This window comes from Streptomyces sp. NPDC050211, assembly GCF_040656035.1.
Taxonomy (GTDB): Bacteria; Actinomycetota; Actinomycetes; order Streptomycetales; family Streptomycetaceae; genus Streptomyces.
Genome location: NZ_JBFALC010000114.1, coordinates 1 through 16,459, shown reverse-complemented (window position 1 = coordinate 16,459; position 16,459 = coordinate 1). Strand labels below are relative to the sequence as shown.

14 protein-coding genes are annotated in these 16,459 nt (G+C 72.6%); 4 read left to right on the top strand and 10 right to left on the bottom strand.

Features of this window, described 5'->3' with window-relative positions:
* The first annotated feature begins 421 nt into the window (after positions 1 to 421).
* Together AB0I98_RS47680 and abc-f are read left to right on the top strand one after the other, a co-directional pair.
* Positions 422 to 1,456 (top strand): ketoacyl-ACP synthase III, encoded by a 1,035-nt coding sequence (locus tag AB0I98_RS47680; protein ID WP_362952439.1) that lies wholly within the window; start codon positions 422 to 424, stop codon positions 1,454 to 1,456.
* A gap of 108 nt (positions 1,457 to 1,564) precedes the next feature.
* Positions 1,565 to 3,244 (top strand): ribosomal protection-like ABC-F family protein, encoded by a 1,680-nt coding sequence (gene abc-f, locus AB0I98_RS47675; RefSeq protein ID WP_362952437.1) that lies wholly within the window; start codon positions 1,565 to 1,567, stop codon positions 3,242 to 3,244.
* On the opposite strand, the gene AB0I98_RS47670 is transcribed toward abc-f, so the two are convergent.
* The 10 genes from AB0I98_RS47670 to AB0I98_RS47625 form a co-directional block, all read right to left on the bottom strand.
* Positions 3,234 to 4,235 (bottom strand): Gfo/Idh/MocA family oxidoreductase, encoded by a 1,002-nt coding sequence (locus tag AB0I98_RS47670; protein ID WP_362952435.1) that lies wholly within the window; start codon positions 4,233 to 4,235, stop codon positions 3,234 to 3,236. The two genes, abc-f and AB0I98_RS47670, sit on opposite strands and share 11 nt — an antisense overlap.
* A 3-nt stretch (positions 4,236 to 4,238) precedes the next feature.
* Positions 4,239 to 5,681, bottom strand: a complete 1,443-nt coding sequence (locus AB0I98_RS47665; RefSeq protein ID WP_362952433.1) for an NDP-hexose 2,3-dehydratase family protein — start codon at positions 5,679 to 5,681, stop codon at positions 4,239 to 4,241.
* A complete protein-coding gene (locus AB0I98_RS47660; protein ID WP_362952431.1) occupies positions 5,671 to 6,459 on the bottom strand; it encodes an alpha/beta fold hydrolase in 789 nt (262 codons plus the stop codon). Before AB0I98_RS47660 ends, AB0I98_RS47665 begins: the two co-directional genes overlap by 11 nt.
* A gap of 6 nt (positions 6,460 to 6,465) precedes the next feature.
* Positions 6,466 to 7,068, bottom strand: a complete 603-nt coding sequence (gene rfbC / locus AB0I98_RS47655) for a dTDP-4-dehydrorhamnose 3,5-epimerase (RefSeq protein ID WP_362952429.1) — start codon at positions 7,066 to 7,068, stop codon at positions 6,466 to 6,468.
* Entirely contained in the window at positions 7,055 to 8,062 is a 1,008-nt protein-coding gene (rfbB, locus tag AB0I98_RS47650) for a dTDP-glucose 4,6-dehydratase (protein ID WP_362952427.1), read from the bottom strand. The genes rfbC and rfbB overlap by 14 nt, the downstream gene beginning before the upstream one ends.
* Before the next feature lie 65 nt (positions 8,063 to 8,127).
* On the bottom strand, positions 8,128 to 9,006 hold the full coding sequence (gene rfbA / locus AB0I98_RS47645) for a glucose-1-phosphate thymidylyltransferase RfbA (protein ID WP_362952441.1): 879 nt from the start codon (positions 9,004 to 9,006) through the stop codon (positions 8,128 to 8,130).
* A gap of 13 nt (positions 9,007 to 9,019) precedes the next feature.
* A complete protein-coding gene (locus tag AB0I98_RS47640) occupies positions 9,020 to 10,195 on the bottom strand; it encodes a DegT/DnrJ/EryC1/StrS family aminotransferase (RefSeq protein ID WP_362952425.1) in 1,176 nt (391 codons plus the stop codon).
* On the bottom strand, positions 10,192 to 10,638 hold the full coding sequence (locus AB0I98_RS47635) for an FdtA/QdtA family cupin domain-containing protein (RefSeq protein ID WP_362952423.1): 447 nt from the start codon (positions 10,636 to 10,638) through the stop codon (positions 10,192 to 10,194). The genes AB0I98_RS47640 and AB0I98_RS47635 overlap by 4 nt, the downstream gene beginning before the upstream one ends.
* A gap of 41 nt (positions 10,639 to 10,679) precedes the next feature.
* Positions 10,680 to 11,939, bottom strand: coding sequence for a cytochrome P450 (locus AB0I98_RS47630; protein ID WP_362952421.1), 1,260 nt, complete (start codon positions 11,937 to 11,939; stop codon positions 10,680 to 10,682).
* A 61-nt stretch (positions 11,940 to 12,000) separates the two neighbouring features.
* Positions 12,001 to 13,224 (bottom strand): macrolide family glycosyltransferase, encoded by a 1,224-nt coding sequence (locus tag AB0I98_RS47625; protein WP_362952419.1) that lies wholly within the window; start codon positions 13,222 to 13,224, stop codon positions 12,001 to 12,003.
* Between the two features lie 226 nt (positions 13,225 to 13,450).
* Between AB0I98_RS47625 and AB0I98_RS47620 the strand changes: the two genes are divergently transcribed.
* On the top strand, positions 13,451 to 14,662 hold the full coding sequence (locus AB0I98_RS47620) for a cytochrome P450 (RefSeq protein ID WP_362952416.1): 1,212 nt from the start codon (positions 13,451 to 13,453) through the stop codon (positions 14,660 to 14,662).
* A gap of 53 nt (positions 14,663 to 14,715) precedes the next feature.
* On the top strand, positions 14,716 to 16,459 hold a 1,744-nt coding region (locus tag AB0I98_RS47615; RefSeq protein WP_362952414.1), incomplete at its 3' end, for a beta-ketoacyl synthase N-terminal-like domain-containing protein.

Genomic DNA, 16,459 nt, shown 5'->3' with positions numbered 1-16,459 from the left:
GCCGACGGGAGCCGGGCCGGGCCGTGGTCCCGCCGGCGGGACACCGCCCGGGCCGGCCGGCCGGTCGAGCAGCTGCCGCCGGTTCCACGCCGGGCAGGGGGTCTTCGGCACCCACCCCTACAGCAAATTCTGGGCGCACCGGACATCCGGGCAAGGAGGGGCCCAGGGGCCGTCAGGCATTGAATTGCGGTGAGCGGCGGTGGCTCAATTCTTGGAGTGCCGGACAGGAAACCGGCAGGTCCGCGGGCGGCGTTGGGCGGCGCCGTCACCCGGTCCGCGGCGTCCGGCATCGTCACAAGGGGGCAGGCCCCGCGCGCCGCCCCCGTGCGGCCCGCGCGCCGCGTTGGGCGCACCTGCCCCCTTTGCACGTCCCACCACCGATTCTGTCCGGGCCGTCCCCGCGTCCGAGGAGAGACAAGAGATGACTCACCGAGACGACTGCCGGTGCGGCTGCGCCCTCGCCTCCTTCGCCGACGGCGGCCTGGCGGGCACCGCGGGCGGCATCCTGGGCTGCGGCGGATACGTGCCGGACCGGGTGGTCGACAACACGCAGGCCGCCGCCGCGGCGGGGGTGACCCCGCAGTGGATCGAGTCCAGGACCGGGATCCTCGCCCGGCGCTACGCGCACCCCGACCAGGCCGCCTCCGACCTCGCGGAACACGCCGCGCACGCCGCGCTGCGCGACGCCGGCCTGGCCGCCGACCGGCTCGGCCTGGTCGTCGTGGCCACCTCCACCCCGGACTTCCCGCAGCCGCCGACGGCCTGTCTGCTGCAGCACCGGATCGGGGCGCGGCACGCGGCGGCCTTCGACCTCAACGCGGTGTGCAGCGGCTTCGTCTACGCGCTGGAGGCCGCCCGCCGCATGCTGCCGCCGGGCGGACATGCCCTGGTGGTGGGCGTGGACATCTACTCCCGGATCATCGACCCGACCGACCGGCGCACCGTCTCCCTGTTCGGCGACGGCGCCGGCGCGGTCGTCGTCGGCCCGCTCCCCGGCAACCGCGGTGTCCTCGCCACCGAGCTGGCCAGTCACGGCGAGCACCAGGACCTGATCAAGGTTGAGGCGGGCGGCAGCCGGATGCCCGCCTCCAAGGAGACCCTGCAGGACGGGCTGCACTACTTCACCATGGACGGCCACGGCGTGAAGACCTTCGTCAAGGACCACCTGCCGGGCGCGGTGCACCGGTTCCTGGCCCACGCCGGCGTCGCCGCCACCGAGATCCGCCACTTCGTCCCGCACCAGGCCAACGGCCGCATGATCGACGCCCTGCTGCCGGAGCTGGACCTGCCGCACGCCGCCGTCCACCGCACCCTGGACCGCTACGGCAACACCGGCGCCGCGTCCGTCCCCCTCACCCTCGCCGCCGCCCGCGACCTGATCCACCCGGGCGACCTGGTCCTGCTGGCGGGCTTCGGCGGCGGCATGACCACGGGGCTGACGCTGCTGCGCTGGTGACCGCCGGGGGGCAGCCGGCTCGAGGGGTTCTCCAGCCGGTCTTGAGCGGGTGCGGCCTAGGGTCGTGGGCCAGGACTGTCCACCGGTCCGCACGCTCGAATCAGAGGGATGTCCATGCGAATTGCCTCACCCGCCGCGTCCAGGGCGCACTCCCAGCTCACGCTGGAGGAGGTCACCAAGCGCTACGACGACCATGTCGTCCTGGACCGGGTGTCCCTGACCGTCGGCCCGGGCGAGAAGGCCGGCGTCATCGGGGACAACGGGTCGGGCAAGTCCACCCTGCTGCGGATCATCGCCGGCGCCGAGAGCGCCGACAACGGCGAGGTGACCGTCACCGCCCCGGGCGGCATCGGCCATCTCCCGCAGCGCCTGGACCTGCCCGCCGGCGCCACCGTGCGGGACGTGCTGGACGGGGCGTTCGCCGATCTGCGGGACCTGGAGCGCCGGCTGCACGCCGCCGAGGACGCCCTGGCCGACGACGACCCGCGGCTGCTGGACGCCTACGGCGACCTGCTCGCACAGTTCGAGCACCGCGGCGGCTACGAGGCCGACGCCCGCGCCGATGCCGCCCTGCACGGGCTGGGACTGCCCGGACTGGACCGTGAGCGGGACGTCGACACCCTCTCCGGCGGCGAACGCCGCAGGCTGGCCCTGGCCGCGACGCTGGCCGCCGCGCCCGAGCTGCTGCTGCTGGACGAGCCCACCAACGACCTCGACGACCAGGCCGTGGCCTGGCTGGAGAAGCGGCTGCGCGAGCACCGCGGCACCGTGGTGGTCATCACCCACGACCGGGCCTTCTTGGAGGCCGTGACCTCCGCGATCCTCGAGGTCGACCCGGACCGGAAGACCGTCAACCGCTACGGCGACGGCTACCAGGGCTATCTGCGGGCCAAGGCGGCCGCCCGGGCCCGCTGGGAGCGGGAGTACCAGGACCATCTGGCCGAGATCGCCCGCCAGGAGACCCTCGCCGCCAACGCCGGCCGGATGCTCGCGATGATCGCCAAGAAGGGCCCGTGGGCGTTCAGCGGCTCCGAGCACCACCGGGCCCGCTCCTCCTCGACCGCCACCTCGGGCAAGGCCCGCAACGCCCATGAGCGGCTGCGCAGGCTCAAGGAGAACCCGGTGCCCCGGCCCCCGGACCCGCTGCGCTTCACCGTCTCCCTCACCCCGGCCGGCACCCCCGCCGGCGCCGGCGGCCGGGAAGAAGCAGGGGTGCTCGCCGAGGTGCGCGGCCTGGAGGTGACCGGCCGGCTGCGGCTGGCGCGGCTGGCCGTCGCCCCCGGCGAACGGCTGCTGATCACCGGGCCGAACGGGGCGGGCAAGTCCACCCTGCTGCGGGTGCTCGCCGGCGACCTCGAACCCGATGCCGGCACCGTGCGGCGGGCCGCCCACACCGGCTGGCTGCGCCAGGACGAGCTGCCCAGGCAGCCCCGGCGTTCGGTGCTGGCCGAGTTCGCCGAGGGCCGCCCGGGCCACCCGGACGAGTACGCCGACGAGCTGCTGGCGGTTGGCCTGTTCCGCGCGGCGGAGCTGAACCTGCCGGTCGGTTCCCTGTCGGTGGGCCAGCGCCGCCGGATCGACCTGGCCCGGCTGGTGACCCGGCCGGTGGACCTGCTGCTGCTGGACGAGCCCACCAACCACCTCTCCCCGCTGCTGGTGGAGGAGCTCGAAGCGGCCCTGGCCGGCTATCCGGGCGCGGTCGTCGTGGTCACCCACGACCGGCGCATGCGCCGCGCCTTCACCGGCTCCCGTCTTCACCTGGACGAGGGCGCCGCCGTCACCGGCTGACGCGCACCGCCGCCGCCCGGACGGCGTCGAGCAGCCCGGCCTGCCGCTGTGACTCCTCGCCGAGCAGGCGCAGTTCGCCCGCCACGTGCCGGCGCTCGCGCACGGCGGCGGCGAAGAAGCGCAGCACGGCCTCGAAGTGGTCCTCGGCCGGGATGCGGATCTCGGTGCGGTCGGTGCCGGCCGTCAGCCGCAGCACGGGCGCGACATCGGGCGCGGTCGTGTAGACGTGGTCGACGGCGAGCGTGCCCGTGCTGCCCTGGATCTCGTACCAGGAGCGGTAGTGGTGCTCCATCCCGAACCGGACCTGCGCGGTGGCCCCGCCGGGCGCGGCGAGCAGGACGGCGCCGCCCGTGTCGACGCCGTACCGCTCGCTGTGCCGCAGCACCGCCCCGGCGACCGTGAGATCGCCGCCGAGCAGCCTGAGGGCCGCCCGCAGCGGGTAGACGCCGTTGTCGAGGAGCGCGCCGCCGCCCAGGGCCGGGTCGTAGCGGGTGTCGCCCTCGGGGCGGGGCGGGATGGTGAACGCGGCCGAGACCGCGCGCAGTTCGCCCAGGGCGTGCGCCGTCAGCAGCTCGGTGACCTTCTTCTGGGCGTGGTGGTGCAGGAACATGAAGTTCTCCAGCAGCACCAGGCCGCGCTCGGCGGCCAGCGCGAACAGCTTCTCCGCGTCCGGGCCGCAGGTCGCCAGCGGCTTTTCCACCAGGACGTGCTTGCCCGCAAGGAGGGCGCGTTCGGCCCAGGCCGCGTGCAGCATCGTGGGCAGGCACAGATAGACGGCCTCGGTCTCGTCACCGGCCAGCAGTTCGTCGTACGACGACAGCGCGACGCCCCCGAAACGGGCCGCGAAGGACGCCGCCCGGGCGGGATCCCGGGCCGCCACGGCGGCGAGCTCGAGGCCGGGCGTGCGGTGCAGTGCCGGCAGGGTGCGGCGGGCGGCGATGTCGCCGCAGCCGAGCAGGCCCAGGCGCAGGGGAGCAGAAGTGACGGCCATGGCTCAGTACAGGGTGTGCGCGCACACCACCAGCGTGCGCAGCTCGACGTTGAGGTAGTGGCTGTGCGCCAGCAACTCGGTGAGCTGGGCGAACGTCAGCCACGCGTAGTCCTCGGGCACCTCCTCGGTGAAGTCGTCGCCGGCCTCGACGATGGTGTACCGGTTCACCGCGTGGTGGAAGCGGCCGCCCTCCTCGGACTGCACGGCGTCGTAGTGGATCCGGCTGCCGGGCGCGGCGAGCACGTCGGCGAGGAACGGCGGATACGGTTCGGTGCCCGGGCCGGTGTGGTCGGCGGGGCGGCAGTGCACGGTCGGCGCCAGCTCGGCCACGTTGAGGTGGCCCACATCGACCCGCGCCTGGACCAGGGCGTGCAGGGTGTTGTTGATGCGCTTGACGATCAGCGCCATCAGCCCCGGCACCTGCGGCTGGATCAGCGGCTGGGTCCAGGCGGCGACCTCGCGGTTGCTCGCCGAGACATCCGCGCCGATGACCTTGAAGCGGCGGCCGCTGGCGTGGCCGATCTCCGTCTCGCCGAACAGCCAGCCGTCCTCGGCGACCTCGGGCAGCGGCACCCGGCGCTGGACCAGCTCGCGCAGCGCCCGGATCCCGGTCAGCCAGCTGTGGATCTCCGCCGTGGTGGCCAGGGCGGGGGCGGCCGGGTCGTGGAAGGAGCGCAGCACCGCATCGCCGGGATCGCCGGTGGTGGCGCCCGCGGTGGGCAGGCAGGCGAGGATGGAGCGGGCGTCCATGTTGACCACGTTGTCCAGCCGCAGCAGCCGCAGGATCTGACCGAAGGTCAGCCAGCAGAAGTCCGGGCCCGCCTGAAGGTCCTCGTCGATCTCCACGATCATGTTGCGGTTGCGTTTGGCGAGGAACCAGTCGGCCTGCTCGGACTGGAGCACGTCCACCAGCACCCTGGCCCGGCCGCGGTCCATGAACAGGTCCAGGAACGGGATGTCGCGGCCGTTGTGCACGCCGGTGAAGTTGCTGCGGGTGGCCTGCACCGTCGGGGAGAGCTGGAGCATGTTGATGTTGCCCGGCTCCATCTTGGCCTGCATCAGGAAGTGCAGGACCCCGTCGATCTCCCGGGCGACGATGCCCAGCAGGCCCACCTCCGGCTGCACGATGATCGGCTGCTTCCAGCCGCGCGCCGGGAGTCCGTCGGCGAGCACATGCAGGCCCTCCACCGCGAAGAACCGGCCCGACTCGTGCCGCAGATTGCCGCTGCCCGTCTCGAAGGACCAGCCCCGCAGCTGCGCGAAGGGGACGGGGGTGACCTCGAACCGTCCGCGGCGGGCGTGTTCGGCCAGCCAGCCCGGCACCCGGTCCACCGGCATGGCCGCCGTGTCGCTCACGCGGGCCGAGGCCAGCAGGCGCCGCGCGGTCTGCGCCCGGTCCGCGGCCGCGGCCGGTGCCGGGGTGCCAACAAGCAGGTCAACGAGCATGATCCAGCGCCTCCGCGATGATGTGGCCGACGGACTCCGTGCGGTCGTTGAGGTAGAAGTGGCCGCCGGGCAGCACCTGCAGGGCGAACGGGCCGCCCGCCACCTGCGACCAGCGCCGCGCGTGCTCGACGGACACGTTCGGATCGCTGTCGCCGGTCAGCACGGTCACCGGGACGCGCAGGACAGGGACCGGCTGATGGCGGTAGGCGCCCGCCATCGCGTAGTCGTTGCGCAGCGCGGGCAGCACCATGCGCAGCAGTTCCTCGTCCTGCAGCACGGCCGGGTCGGTGCCCTGCAGCCGGGTGATCCGGTCGATCAGCGACCGGTCGTCCAGCAGGGCAGGGAGGTCGTGCCGGGGCACGCCCGGTGCCCGGCGCCCGGAGAGGAAGACATGCAGCGGAGGGCGCCCCGAGGCGGCCAGCCGGCGGGCCGTCTCGTAGGCGAGGGTGGCGCCCAGGCTGTGCCCGAACAGGGCGAAGGGCTCATCGGTCCACGGCTTGAGCTCCGGCAGCAGCGTCTCGATGAGTTCCTCGACGGTGGGGATGAACGGCTCGTGCCGCCGGTCCTGGCGGCCGGGGTACTGCACGGACAGCACCTCGATCCCGGCGGGGGCGAGGGTGTCGGCGAGCGGGCGGAAGGCGGTGGCCGAGCCGCCGGCGTGCGGAAAGCACACCAGCCGCACGGCCGCGGCCGCGGTCTGGGTCTGGGCGGGGCGGTAGCGGCGCAGCCACACGCCGCAGGGGGCGGCCGGTGCCCGGGTCGGGGTCGGTAGGGTCACGGCGGTTCAGCTCCTCGAAGGCGGCGTGTAGCGGGGCAGCCGGCCGGAGGCGGCGACCTCGGCGAGCGTGGGGGCGGCGGCGTCCTTGGCCGAGCGCACCGGCGGGGCGTCCAGGGCGTCCAGGTCCCCGTGCAGGTTCCAGGGCAGGGCCAGCGCCGGGTCGAGCGCGTCGAGGTCGACCATCGCGCCGGGCACGTACTCGGTGGACAGCAGGTAGTTCACGCAGGTGCCCTCCTCCAGGGCGAGGAAGGCGTGGCCGATGCTGCCGGGCATGTACAGGGCGATGCCGTCGCCGGCCTGAAGCCGGGTCGCCTGGTGGGCGCCGAAGGTCGGCGAGCCCACCCGCAGGTCGACCATCACGTCGAGGATCGCGCCGCGCACGCAGCTGACCAGCTTGCTCGCGTCGCCGGGCACGTCACCGCAGTGCACCCCGCGCAGCACCCCGCGCCGTGAGACGGAGTTGTTGACCTGGCGGACCGTGAACGCCAGCCCGGTCGCCCCGGTCAGTGCGCTGTGCTTCGCGGCCTCGTAGAAGTGGCCGCGCTCGTCGGAGATCTTCTTGGGGACGAGCCGGTAGGTGCCGGGGATCGTGGTTTCATCGATGCGCACGGTCACCCGCCCCTCGTGCGGTGCGCTCCTTGAGCGGCTCCCACCAGGGCCGGTTGGCGCGGTACCAGGCCACCGTGTCGGCCAGCCCCCGCGCGAAGGGGATCCGCGGGGCGTACCCCAGCTCGGTAGAGATCTTCGTGATGTCCACCGAGTAGCGGCGGTCGTGCGCGGCCCGGTCCGCGACCCGGCGCACCGCCGAGTGGTCCCGGCCGCACAAGTCCAGCAGCCGGTCGGTGAGTTCGAGGTTGGTCAGCTCGGTGCCGCCGCCGATGTTGTAGATCTCGCCGGGTCGGCCCTTGGCGGCGACCAGGGCGATGCCCCGGCAGTGGTCGTCGACGTGCAGCCAGTCCCGGCTGTTGCCGCCGTCCCCGTACAGCGGGACGTCGAGGCCGTCCATGAGGTTCGTGGTGAACAGCGGGATCGCCTTCTCCGGGAACTGGTACGGCCCGTAGTTGTTGGAGCAGCGGGTCACGCACACGTCCAGGCCGTGGGTGCGGTGGAACGCCAGCGCCAGCAGGTCGGAGGCGGCCTTGGAGGCGGCGTAGGGGGAGTTGGGCAGCAGCGGGTGGTCCTCGGGCCACGAACCGTGCTCGATCGACCCGTACACCTCGTCCGTCGAGACATGCACGAAGCGGCCGGCGCCCGCCTCGGCGGCGGCCTGCAGCAGGGTCTGGGTGCCCAGCACGTTGGTGCGGACGAACGCGGAGGCGTCGGCGATCGAACGGTCCACGTGCGACTCGGCCGCGAAGTGCACCACCAGGTCGGTGCCGGCCATCAGCTGTCCGGTCAGCCGCGCATCGCAGATGTCCCCGTGCACGAACTGAAGGCCCACGTGGTCGCGGACCGGGTCCAGATTGGCGCGGTGGCCGGCGTAGGTGAGCGCGTCCAGCACCACCACCTGGGCCCCGGCGAGGTCCGGATAGGCGCCGGACAGCAGCTCTCTGACGAAGTGCGAGCCGATGAAGCCCGCACCGCCGGTCACGAGGACACGCATCTGACCAAGGCCTTTCCTGAAAGTGGGGGACAAGCGGGACGAGGGGGGCGAGGGGGTTGCCGGGGTCAGGCGGGAACGGCGCGGCCGGCGAGTTCGCGCACGTAGTCGCCGTAGCCCGAACTGCCCAGCTCGCTGCCGAGTTCGAGGCACTGCTGGTGCGTGATGAACCCCATCCGCAGGGCGATCTCCTCCAGGCAGGCGATCCGTTCGCCCTGGCGCTGCTCCAGCAGCTGCACGTACTGGCTGGCCTGGAGCAGCGAGTCGTGCGTGCCCATGTCCAGCCAGGCGAACCCGCGGCCCAGCTCGCTCAGCCGGGCCCGGCCCTGCGCCAGATAGGCGAGGTTGACGTCGGTGATCTCCAGCTCGCCGCGTGCGGACGGGGTCAGCCGGCGGGCGATGTCGACCACGTCGTTGTCGTAGAGGTACAGGCCGGTGACGGCCAGGTTGGAGCGCGGCCGGGCGGGCTTTTCCACCAGGGACAGCAGCCGGCCCTCCGCGTCCACCTCGCCGACGCCGTACCGCTGGGGGTCCTTGACCGGGTAGCCGAACAGCTCGCAGCCGTCCAGGCGGGCGACGCAGCTGGCGATCAGGGAGGAGAAGCCCGGGCCGTGGAAGACGTTGTCGCCCAGGATCAGCGCCACCGGGCTGTCGGCGATGTGCTCCTCGCCGATGAGGAAGGCCTCCGCGATGCCGCGCGGTTCCTCCTGGGCGGCGTAGGTGAGCCGGAGCCCGAACTGCGCGCCGTCGCCGAGCAGCGCCCGGAACATGTCCAGATGGGTCTTGGTGGAGATGATCTGGATGTCCCGGATGCCGGCCAGCATCAGCACCGACAGCGGGTAGTAGATCATCGGCTTGTCGTAGACCGGCAGCAGTTGCTTGGACACGACCCCGGTCAGCGGGCGCAGCCGGGTGCCGCTGCCGCCGGCCAGGATGATGCCCTTCATCGGCCGCGCACTCTCACTCATGACTGCTCTCCTGGCTCGTCTCCCGGCTTGTCTCCTGGCTTGTCCGTGCGGCGTCCTTGACCGCCGCGACGACCGACTCCACGTCCTGCTCGGTCAGTTGCGGCCCCATCGGCAGGCTCAGCACCTGGGCGGCCAGCCGTTCGCTGAGCGGCAGCGCACCGGGGTGCTCGCCCGCGTAGGCGGGGGAGCGGTGCACGGGGACCGGGTAGTGGACCAGGGTCTGCACCCCGGCCGCGGCCAGCGCCGCGGCCAGCCGCTCGCGGTGCGCGGTGCGCAGCACGTACTGGTGCCACACCGGCTGAGCCCAGCCCCGCACCCGCGGCCCGGCCACACCCGGCAGCCCGGCCAGGGCCGCGCTGTAGCGGGCCGCGATCCGGCCGCGGCGGGCGTTCCAGGCGTCCAGATACGGCAGCTTCACCCGCAGTACGGCCGCCTGCAGCTCGTCCAGGCGGGAGTTGGTGCCGCGCTCGTCGTGCCGGTACTTCACCCGCGAGCCGTAGTTGCGCAGGCTGCGGATCCGCTCGGCGAGCCGGGCGTCGCGGGTGACGACGGCGCCGCCGTCGCCCAGCGCCCCCAGGTTCTTGCCCGGGTAGAAGCTGAACGCCGCCGCATACCCGGAGCCGATGCGCCGGCCCCGGTAGCGGGCGCCGTGCGCCTGCGCCGCGTCCTCCACCACCGGGATGCCCCGGGCGGCGGCCACAGCCTCCACGGCGTCCAGGTCCACCGGATGCCCGTAGGGATGCACCGGCATGATCGCCCTGGTGCGCGGGGTGAGCGCGGCCTCGATGCGCGCCGGATCGATCAGGTACGAGTCGGCTTCCGGTTCCACCGGCACCGGACGGGCCCCGGTCGCGGACACCGCGAGCCAGGTCGCCACGAAGGTGTGCCCGGGGACGATCACCTCGTCGCCCGCGCCCACCCCCAGCGCCCGCAGCGTCAGCTCCAGGGCGTCCAGCCCGCTGCCCACGCCGACGCAGTGCTCGTTCTCGCAGTACCGGGCGAACTCCGCCTCGAAGGCGGCCAGTTCGGGCCCGAGCAGATAGCGCCCGGAACGCGTCACCCGCAGCACCGCGGCCTCCAGCTCGCCCTGCACACCGTCCAGGGAGTGCAGGTCACGCAGGTCGTGGAAGGCCACCCGCCGCACCGGTGCGAGGGCGGGCGCGGTCACCGCCGCCTCCGCGCGTCGTGCAGGAACTCGTCGTACTGGCGGTAGTAGTCCGCCTCGTCGTAGTGCAGCGACGCCAGCACCAGCGAGACCGCGCCGGGGGAGAAGTCGCTGAGGTTGCGCCACACCATCGGGCCGATGTACAGGCCCTGGCCGGCCCCGTCGAGCCGGTACTCGGTGCGGGCGAACCCGTCGTCCACGGTGATCGAGAAACTGCCGTGGACGGCGATGATGAGCTGCTCCAGCGCCCGGTGCGCGTGCCCGCCCCGGGACGAGCCGGTGTCCACGTCGTGCAGGTAGTACACCCGCCTGATCGGGAAACCGGCCGTCCACTCGGATTCGACGACGGACAGGCTGCCCCGCTCGTCGTTGTGCTGCTCCAGGTCGATGAGGGCGCAGGGCTTGACCCTGCCCACCGTCGCTTGGGTGATGGTGCCCACTGTCATGCGATCGCTCCCTGGTTGCCCGGCCGGTGCCGCAAGGCCGCTCAGCCGCGCACGACGGTGACGGGAAGATGACGGGCGGTCAGCTGGTCCGCCTCGTAGAACTCCGCCCGGTCGTGGTGGACCGTGAACGAGGCGAACTCGTCCAGGACGAGGTCGAGGAAGACCTTCGCCTCCATCCGGGCCAGGAACGCGCCGAGGCAGTGGTGGATGCCGTGGCCGAACGCCATGTGCTTGTTGGCCGTGCGGCGGATGTCGAACCTGTCCGGGTCGGGGAACTGCGCGGCGTCGCGGTTGGCCGACTGGCTCCACGCCACCACCATCTGACCGGCCTTCATCGGCACACCGAGCAGGTCGGTGTCCTCCTTCAGCAGCCTAAAGATGTTGTTGAACGGGCTGCGGTAGCGCAGCGTCTCCTCGATCGCGCCCGGGATCAGCGACCGGTCCGCACGCAGCGCCGCGTGCGCCTCGGGATGCTCGTCCAGCACGATGAACAGGTTGCTCAGCAGCGTCGCGCTGGAGATGTGACCCGCCGTCAGCAGCAGCGCCACGATGTTGACGATCTCCTCGTCGGTCAGCCGCCGCCCGTCGACCTCGGACTCGATCAGCCCGCTCATCAGGTCCCCGGACGGCTCCGCCCGCTTCTCGGCGATCTTCGCGTACAGGTACGCCGCCCACTCCTTGATGGCCGGGCCCATCGTCTGGGCGAAGTCGTCGGGGAGGTTCGGGTACTCCATCCCCTCGTTGTTGAGGATGACGTCGACCCACTCGCGGAACTTGTCCTGGTCGCTCGCGGGCACCCCGAGCAGCTCGGCGATCACCGTCACCGGCAGCGGATACGCCAGCTCCGTGACCACGTCGATCTCGCCGCGCCCGCCCAGGCCGGCCAGCAGCTCGCGGGTGACCTCCGCGATCCGCGGCTCGAGCGCGGCCATGCGGCGCGGCGTGAAGGCCTGGCTGACCAGCTTGCGCAGCGGACCGTGCCGGGGCGGGTCGATCCCGCCGAACGTGCCCGGACCCATCAGCAGCTTCAGCTCCTCGGGCACCGGGAAGACCGGCGAGAAGTCCGAGGAGAAGATCTGCGGGTTGGTGGAGACGGTGTTGTAGTCCTCGTAACGGAAGACCTGCCAGGCAAAACGCGAGGCGTCCCAGAACACCGGCGCCGTAGCGCGGGCCTGGGCGAACCACTCCAGCAGCTGCGCCGCGCCCGCCCCCTCGGGCTGCGCCAGCGGATGCGCGGCCTCGGCCGGCTGCGTCTCCTGCGGGGCCACGGCGTCGGTGACCTCCGCGGTCTGTGTCGTCATATCGGCTTCCTCGGCTGAAGGTCGGCAGAAGTCTTGAACAGGGCTCACCAGGGGTACGGGGTCAGGCGGCCGCAGCGGGCACCAGCAGCGCCTCGACCGCGTCGGCCGCGGCCGCGGGACCGCCCGCGGACTCGATCTGACCGCGCAGCCGGGCCACCGCGGCAGCCACCTGTGCGTCGTCGGCGAGCGCCAGCGCGGTGCGCCGGATCAGCTCGGGGGTGACGTCGTCGCGCAGGATCTTGGCGCCCACGCCCAGCTGCTCAACCCGCGTGGCGGTCGCGTGCAGCTCCGCCATCTGCGGCACGCAGATCACCGGCACGCCCTCGGAGACGGCCTGCAGCACGGTGCTCGTACCCCCGTGGTTGATCATCACGGTCGCGTGCTGGAGCACCGCGCCCTGCGGCGCGAAGTCGTGCACCTGGATGTGTGCGGGCACCTCACCCAGCTCGCCCTCGGCCACCCCGCCCGCATGCGTGATCACCACGTCCCACGCGACGTGGCGGAACGCCTCGACACAGGCGCGGAAGAAGGCGGGCTGCTGGTTGTAGAGCGTGCCGAGACTGATCAGGATCAGCGGCCGGCCGGTGCCGGGAGCCTCCCACGCGCCGTGGAAGGAGTTCGCGCTCGTGCACGGGCCGACGAAGCTGACCTCCGCGCCGAAGGTGTCGCCCGCGTACTGGAAGGCACGCGGCAGATACACCAGCGCCGGCCCCGAGTGCACCGCGTCGGCGAACTCGCCGATGCCCTTCTCCACCCCGTGCTCGGCCAGCAACCCCGCGACGGCACCGAACAGTTCGGCCGTCTGCGGATCCTCCTGCTGCTCCTCGGCCGTGTCGACCGGCGGGTGCAGCGACCAGTGCTCGTTCGCCACGTAGGTGGGCGTGCTGCGGATCACCGGGATGTCCCACTTGGCCGCCAGGATGTGCCCGCTCCAAAACGACGACGGATCGCACACGAACACATCGGGACGGTCGTTCTCGAAATGCCGCTCGAAGCCGGGAAGCGTCTGCCGGGTCAGCTCCAGCATCCACTTCATCATGTTCACGAACTCCTGCTGGTCCGTGTACTGGGCCGCGTCCTGCTGCGGCACCATCGTGGCCAGGAACCGGTCCTGGTCCATCGGATACGGCACGAACTCCGCGCCGGCCGCCAGGACCCGCTCGCCGTAGTTCTCGGACAGGGCATAGCTGACCCGGTGGCCCCGAGCGACGAGTTCCCGCGCCACGGACAGCGTCGGATTCACATGACCTGCCGCGGGGAGGATGAAGAAGGCGATATGCGCCATCGAGTCAGCCTTTCAAAGCAATATGGAAACGGCTCGATACGGTGCAGAAAAACCCTCCACGGACAGACTCGACCGGCCGTCGAATGCAGCTCGCATTCCGCTCTATTGCGACTCGAATCCCCTCCGGAATTCCCCGCGACTTGACACAATCAAAAACCGGGGCGCGGTGAACAGCCCGCCCCGCCGCTTTTGGTGTCAGGGGTCCGCGTACAGAGGAGATTCAGCCATGACCTGCCCTCATGCCGTCGCCGGATCCGTCCGCACCTACCCCTTCGGCGACCGCGTCGACCTCCACCTCGACGCGGCCTACGCCGAACTGCGCGCCACCGAACCGGTGGTGCGCGTGGCCATGCCCTACGGCGGCCAGGCCTGGCTGCTGACCCGGCACGCGGACATCAAGAAGGCCGCCGCCGACCCCCGCTTCAGCATGCACGCCGCCGCCGACCGCGACGTCCCCCGCGCCGCCCCCCGCGCGCTGGACTCCGCCGGCCTGATGGGCATGCCCGCCGCCGACCACGCCCGGCTGCGCCGGCTGGTCTCCCGCGCCTTCACCGCCCGCCGCGTCGCCGCGCTGCGCCCCCGCATCGCCGAGATCACCCACGCCCTCCTCGACGACCTGGTCGCCGGCGGCGGCCCCGCCGACCTGGTGGACAAGCTCGCCCTGCCGCTGCCCACCGCCGTCATCTGCGAGATGCTCGGCATCCCGCACGCCGACCGGCACATCTTCCGCACCTTCACCGAGGCCCTGATGTCCGCCAGCCGGTACACCGAGGAACAGGTCGCGGCGGCCGCCGAGGAGTACGCCGACTACCTGCGCGGCTACGTCGCCCAGCGGCGGGCCAGACCCGCCGGCGACCTCCTCAGCGCCCTCATCGAGGCCCACGACGAGGGCGAGCAGCTCAGCGAGAACGAACTGCTCATGCTCACCGGCGGCATGCTCATCGGCGGCCACGAGACCACCGCCGGCCAGCTCGCCTCCCACGTCCTGGTCCTCCTTGAGGACCGCACCCGCTACGAACGGCTGTGCGCCCACCCCGACCTCGTGCCCCGCGCCGTCGAGGAACTCCTGCGCATCGTCCCGCTCTGGTCCAGCGTCGGCCCCAGCCGGGTCGCCACCGAGGACGTCGAGATCGGCGGCGTCACCATCCGCGCCGGCGACGCCGTCGTCTACTCCCTCGCCTCCGCCAACCGCGACGAGAACGTCTTCACACACGCCGACACCGTGCTCCTCGACCGCGAGAGCAACCCGCACATCGCCTTCGGTCAGGGCCCGCACTACTGCCCGGGCGCCCCGCTGGCCCGCGCCGAACTCCAGACCGCACTGACGGCCCTGACCAGCCGGCTGCCCGGCCTGCGCCTGGCCGTGCCCGCCGACACGCTCACCTGGCACCGCGACATGCTCGTCCGCTCCCTGGTCACCCTGCCCGTCACCTGGTGAACCGCCCACGCAATTCCGTAAATCTGGCTCGTATCTCTGGCTATGGAGAATCAATGACCCCCAAGAACGCCGGGCAGTACGCGGGTGACAGCGACATAGCCGTCGTGGGGATGGCGTGCCGGCTCCCCGGGGCCGCCACCGTCGAAGAATTCCTGCGGCTGCTGCGCACCGGCGGCCACGCCGTCACCCGGCAGCCCGACGGCACCTGGCGGGCCGCACTGGAAAACCACGCGGAATTCGACGCGGAATTCTTCGGCATGAGCGCCGCCCAGGCCGCCGCCACCGACCCCCAGCAGCGCCTGATGCTCGAACTCGGCTGGGAGGCCCTGGAACACGCGGGCATCGTCCCCGCCCGCCTGCACGGCACCCGCACCGGCGTCTACGTCGGCATCGCCTCCGACGACTACGCCACCCTGGCCCGCCGCACCACCGCACCCGGCGGGCACAGCGCGGCCGGACAGCACCGGGCGATGACCGCCAACCGGCTCTCCTACCTCCTGGGCCTGCGCGGCCCGAGCCTGGCCGTCGACACCGCCCAGTCCTCCGCGCTGGTCGCCGTCCACCTCGCCTGCGAGAGCCTGCGCCGCGGCGAGAGCGACCTCGCCCTCGTCGGCGGCGTCAACCTGATCCTCACCGAGGACAGCACCACCGTCATGGAACGGATGGGCGCCCTGTCCCCGGACGGCCGCTGCCACACCTTCGACGCCCGCGCCAACGGCTACGTACGCGGCGAGGGCGGCGCCACCGTCGTCCTCAAGCCGCTCGGCCGCGCCCTCGCCGACGGCGACCGGGTGCACTGCGTCATCAAGGGCGGCGCCGTCAACAACGACGGCGGCGGCCCCAGCCTCACCACCCCCGACCGCACCGCCCAACAGGCCCTGCTCAGCGAGGCCTACCAACGGGCCGGCGTGAGCGCCGACCGCGTCGGCTACGTCGAACTCCACGGCACCGGCACCCGGGCCGGCGACCCCGTCGAAGCGGCCGCCCTCGGCGCCGTCCTCGGCGCCGCCCGCACCCCCGGCACCGGCCCGCTCGCCGTCGGATCCGCCAAGACCAACGTCGGCCACCTCGAAGGCGCCGCAGGCCTCGTCGGCCTGCTCAAGGCCGCGCTCGCCGTCCGCGAGGGCGAACTGCCGCCCAGCCTCCACTACGCCACCCCCCACCCGGACATCCCGCTGGACACACTCAACCTGCGCGTCCAGACCGAACTGGAGCCCTGGCACGAACCGTCCGGACACTCCCGTGTGGCCGGCGTCTCCGCCTTCGGCATGGGCGGCACCAACGCCCACCTCGTCCTGGAACAGGCCCCGCACACCCAACCCGCCCCCGCCGCCCCCCGGCCGCCCGTCCTGCCGGTGGTCGTCTCCGGCCGCACCCCCCAAGCCCTCCACGACCAGGCCGCACAACTCAGCGCCCACATCGAACACGCCCCCCACCTCGACCTCCTGGACACCGCCTTCACCCTCGCCGCCTCCCGCACCGTCTTCGGCCACCGCGCCGTCGTCCTGGCCGCCGACCGCCAGCAACTCCTGACCCGCCTGGAACGCTCCGCCGTCCACGGCATCGCGGGCCAGACCGGCCGCACGGTCCTCGTGTTTCCGGGGCAGGGCACGCAGTGGGCCGGGATGGGGGCGGGGCTGCTGGAGTCGGCGCCGGTGTTCGCGGCGCGGCTGCGCCAGTGCGCCGACGCGCTCGCCCCGTACGTCGACTTCGACGTGGTCGAAGTCGTGCGTGAGGGGCGGGAGTTGGACCGGGTGGAGGTGGTCCAGCCGGTGACTTGGGCGGTGATGGTGTCCC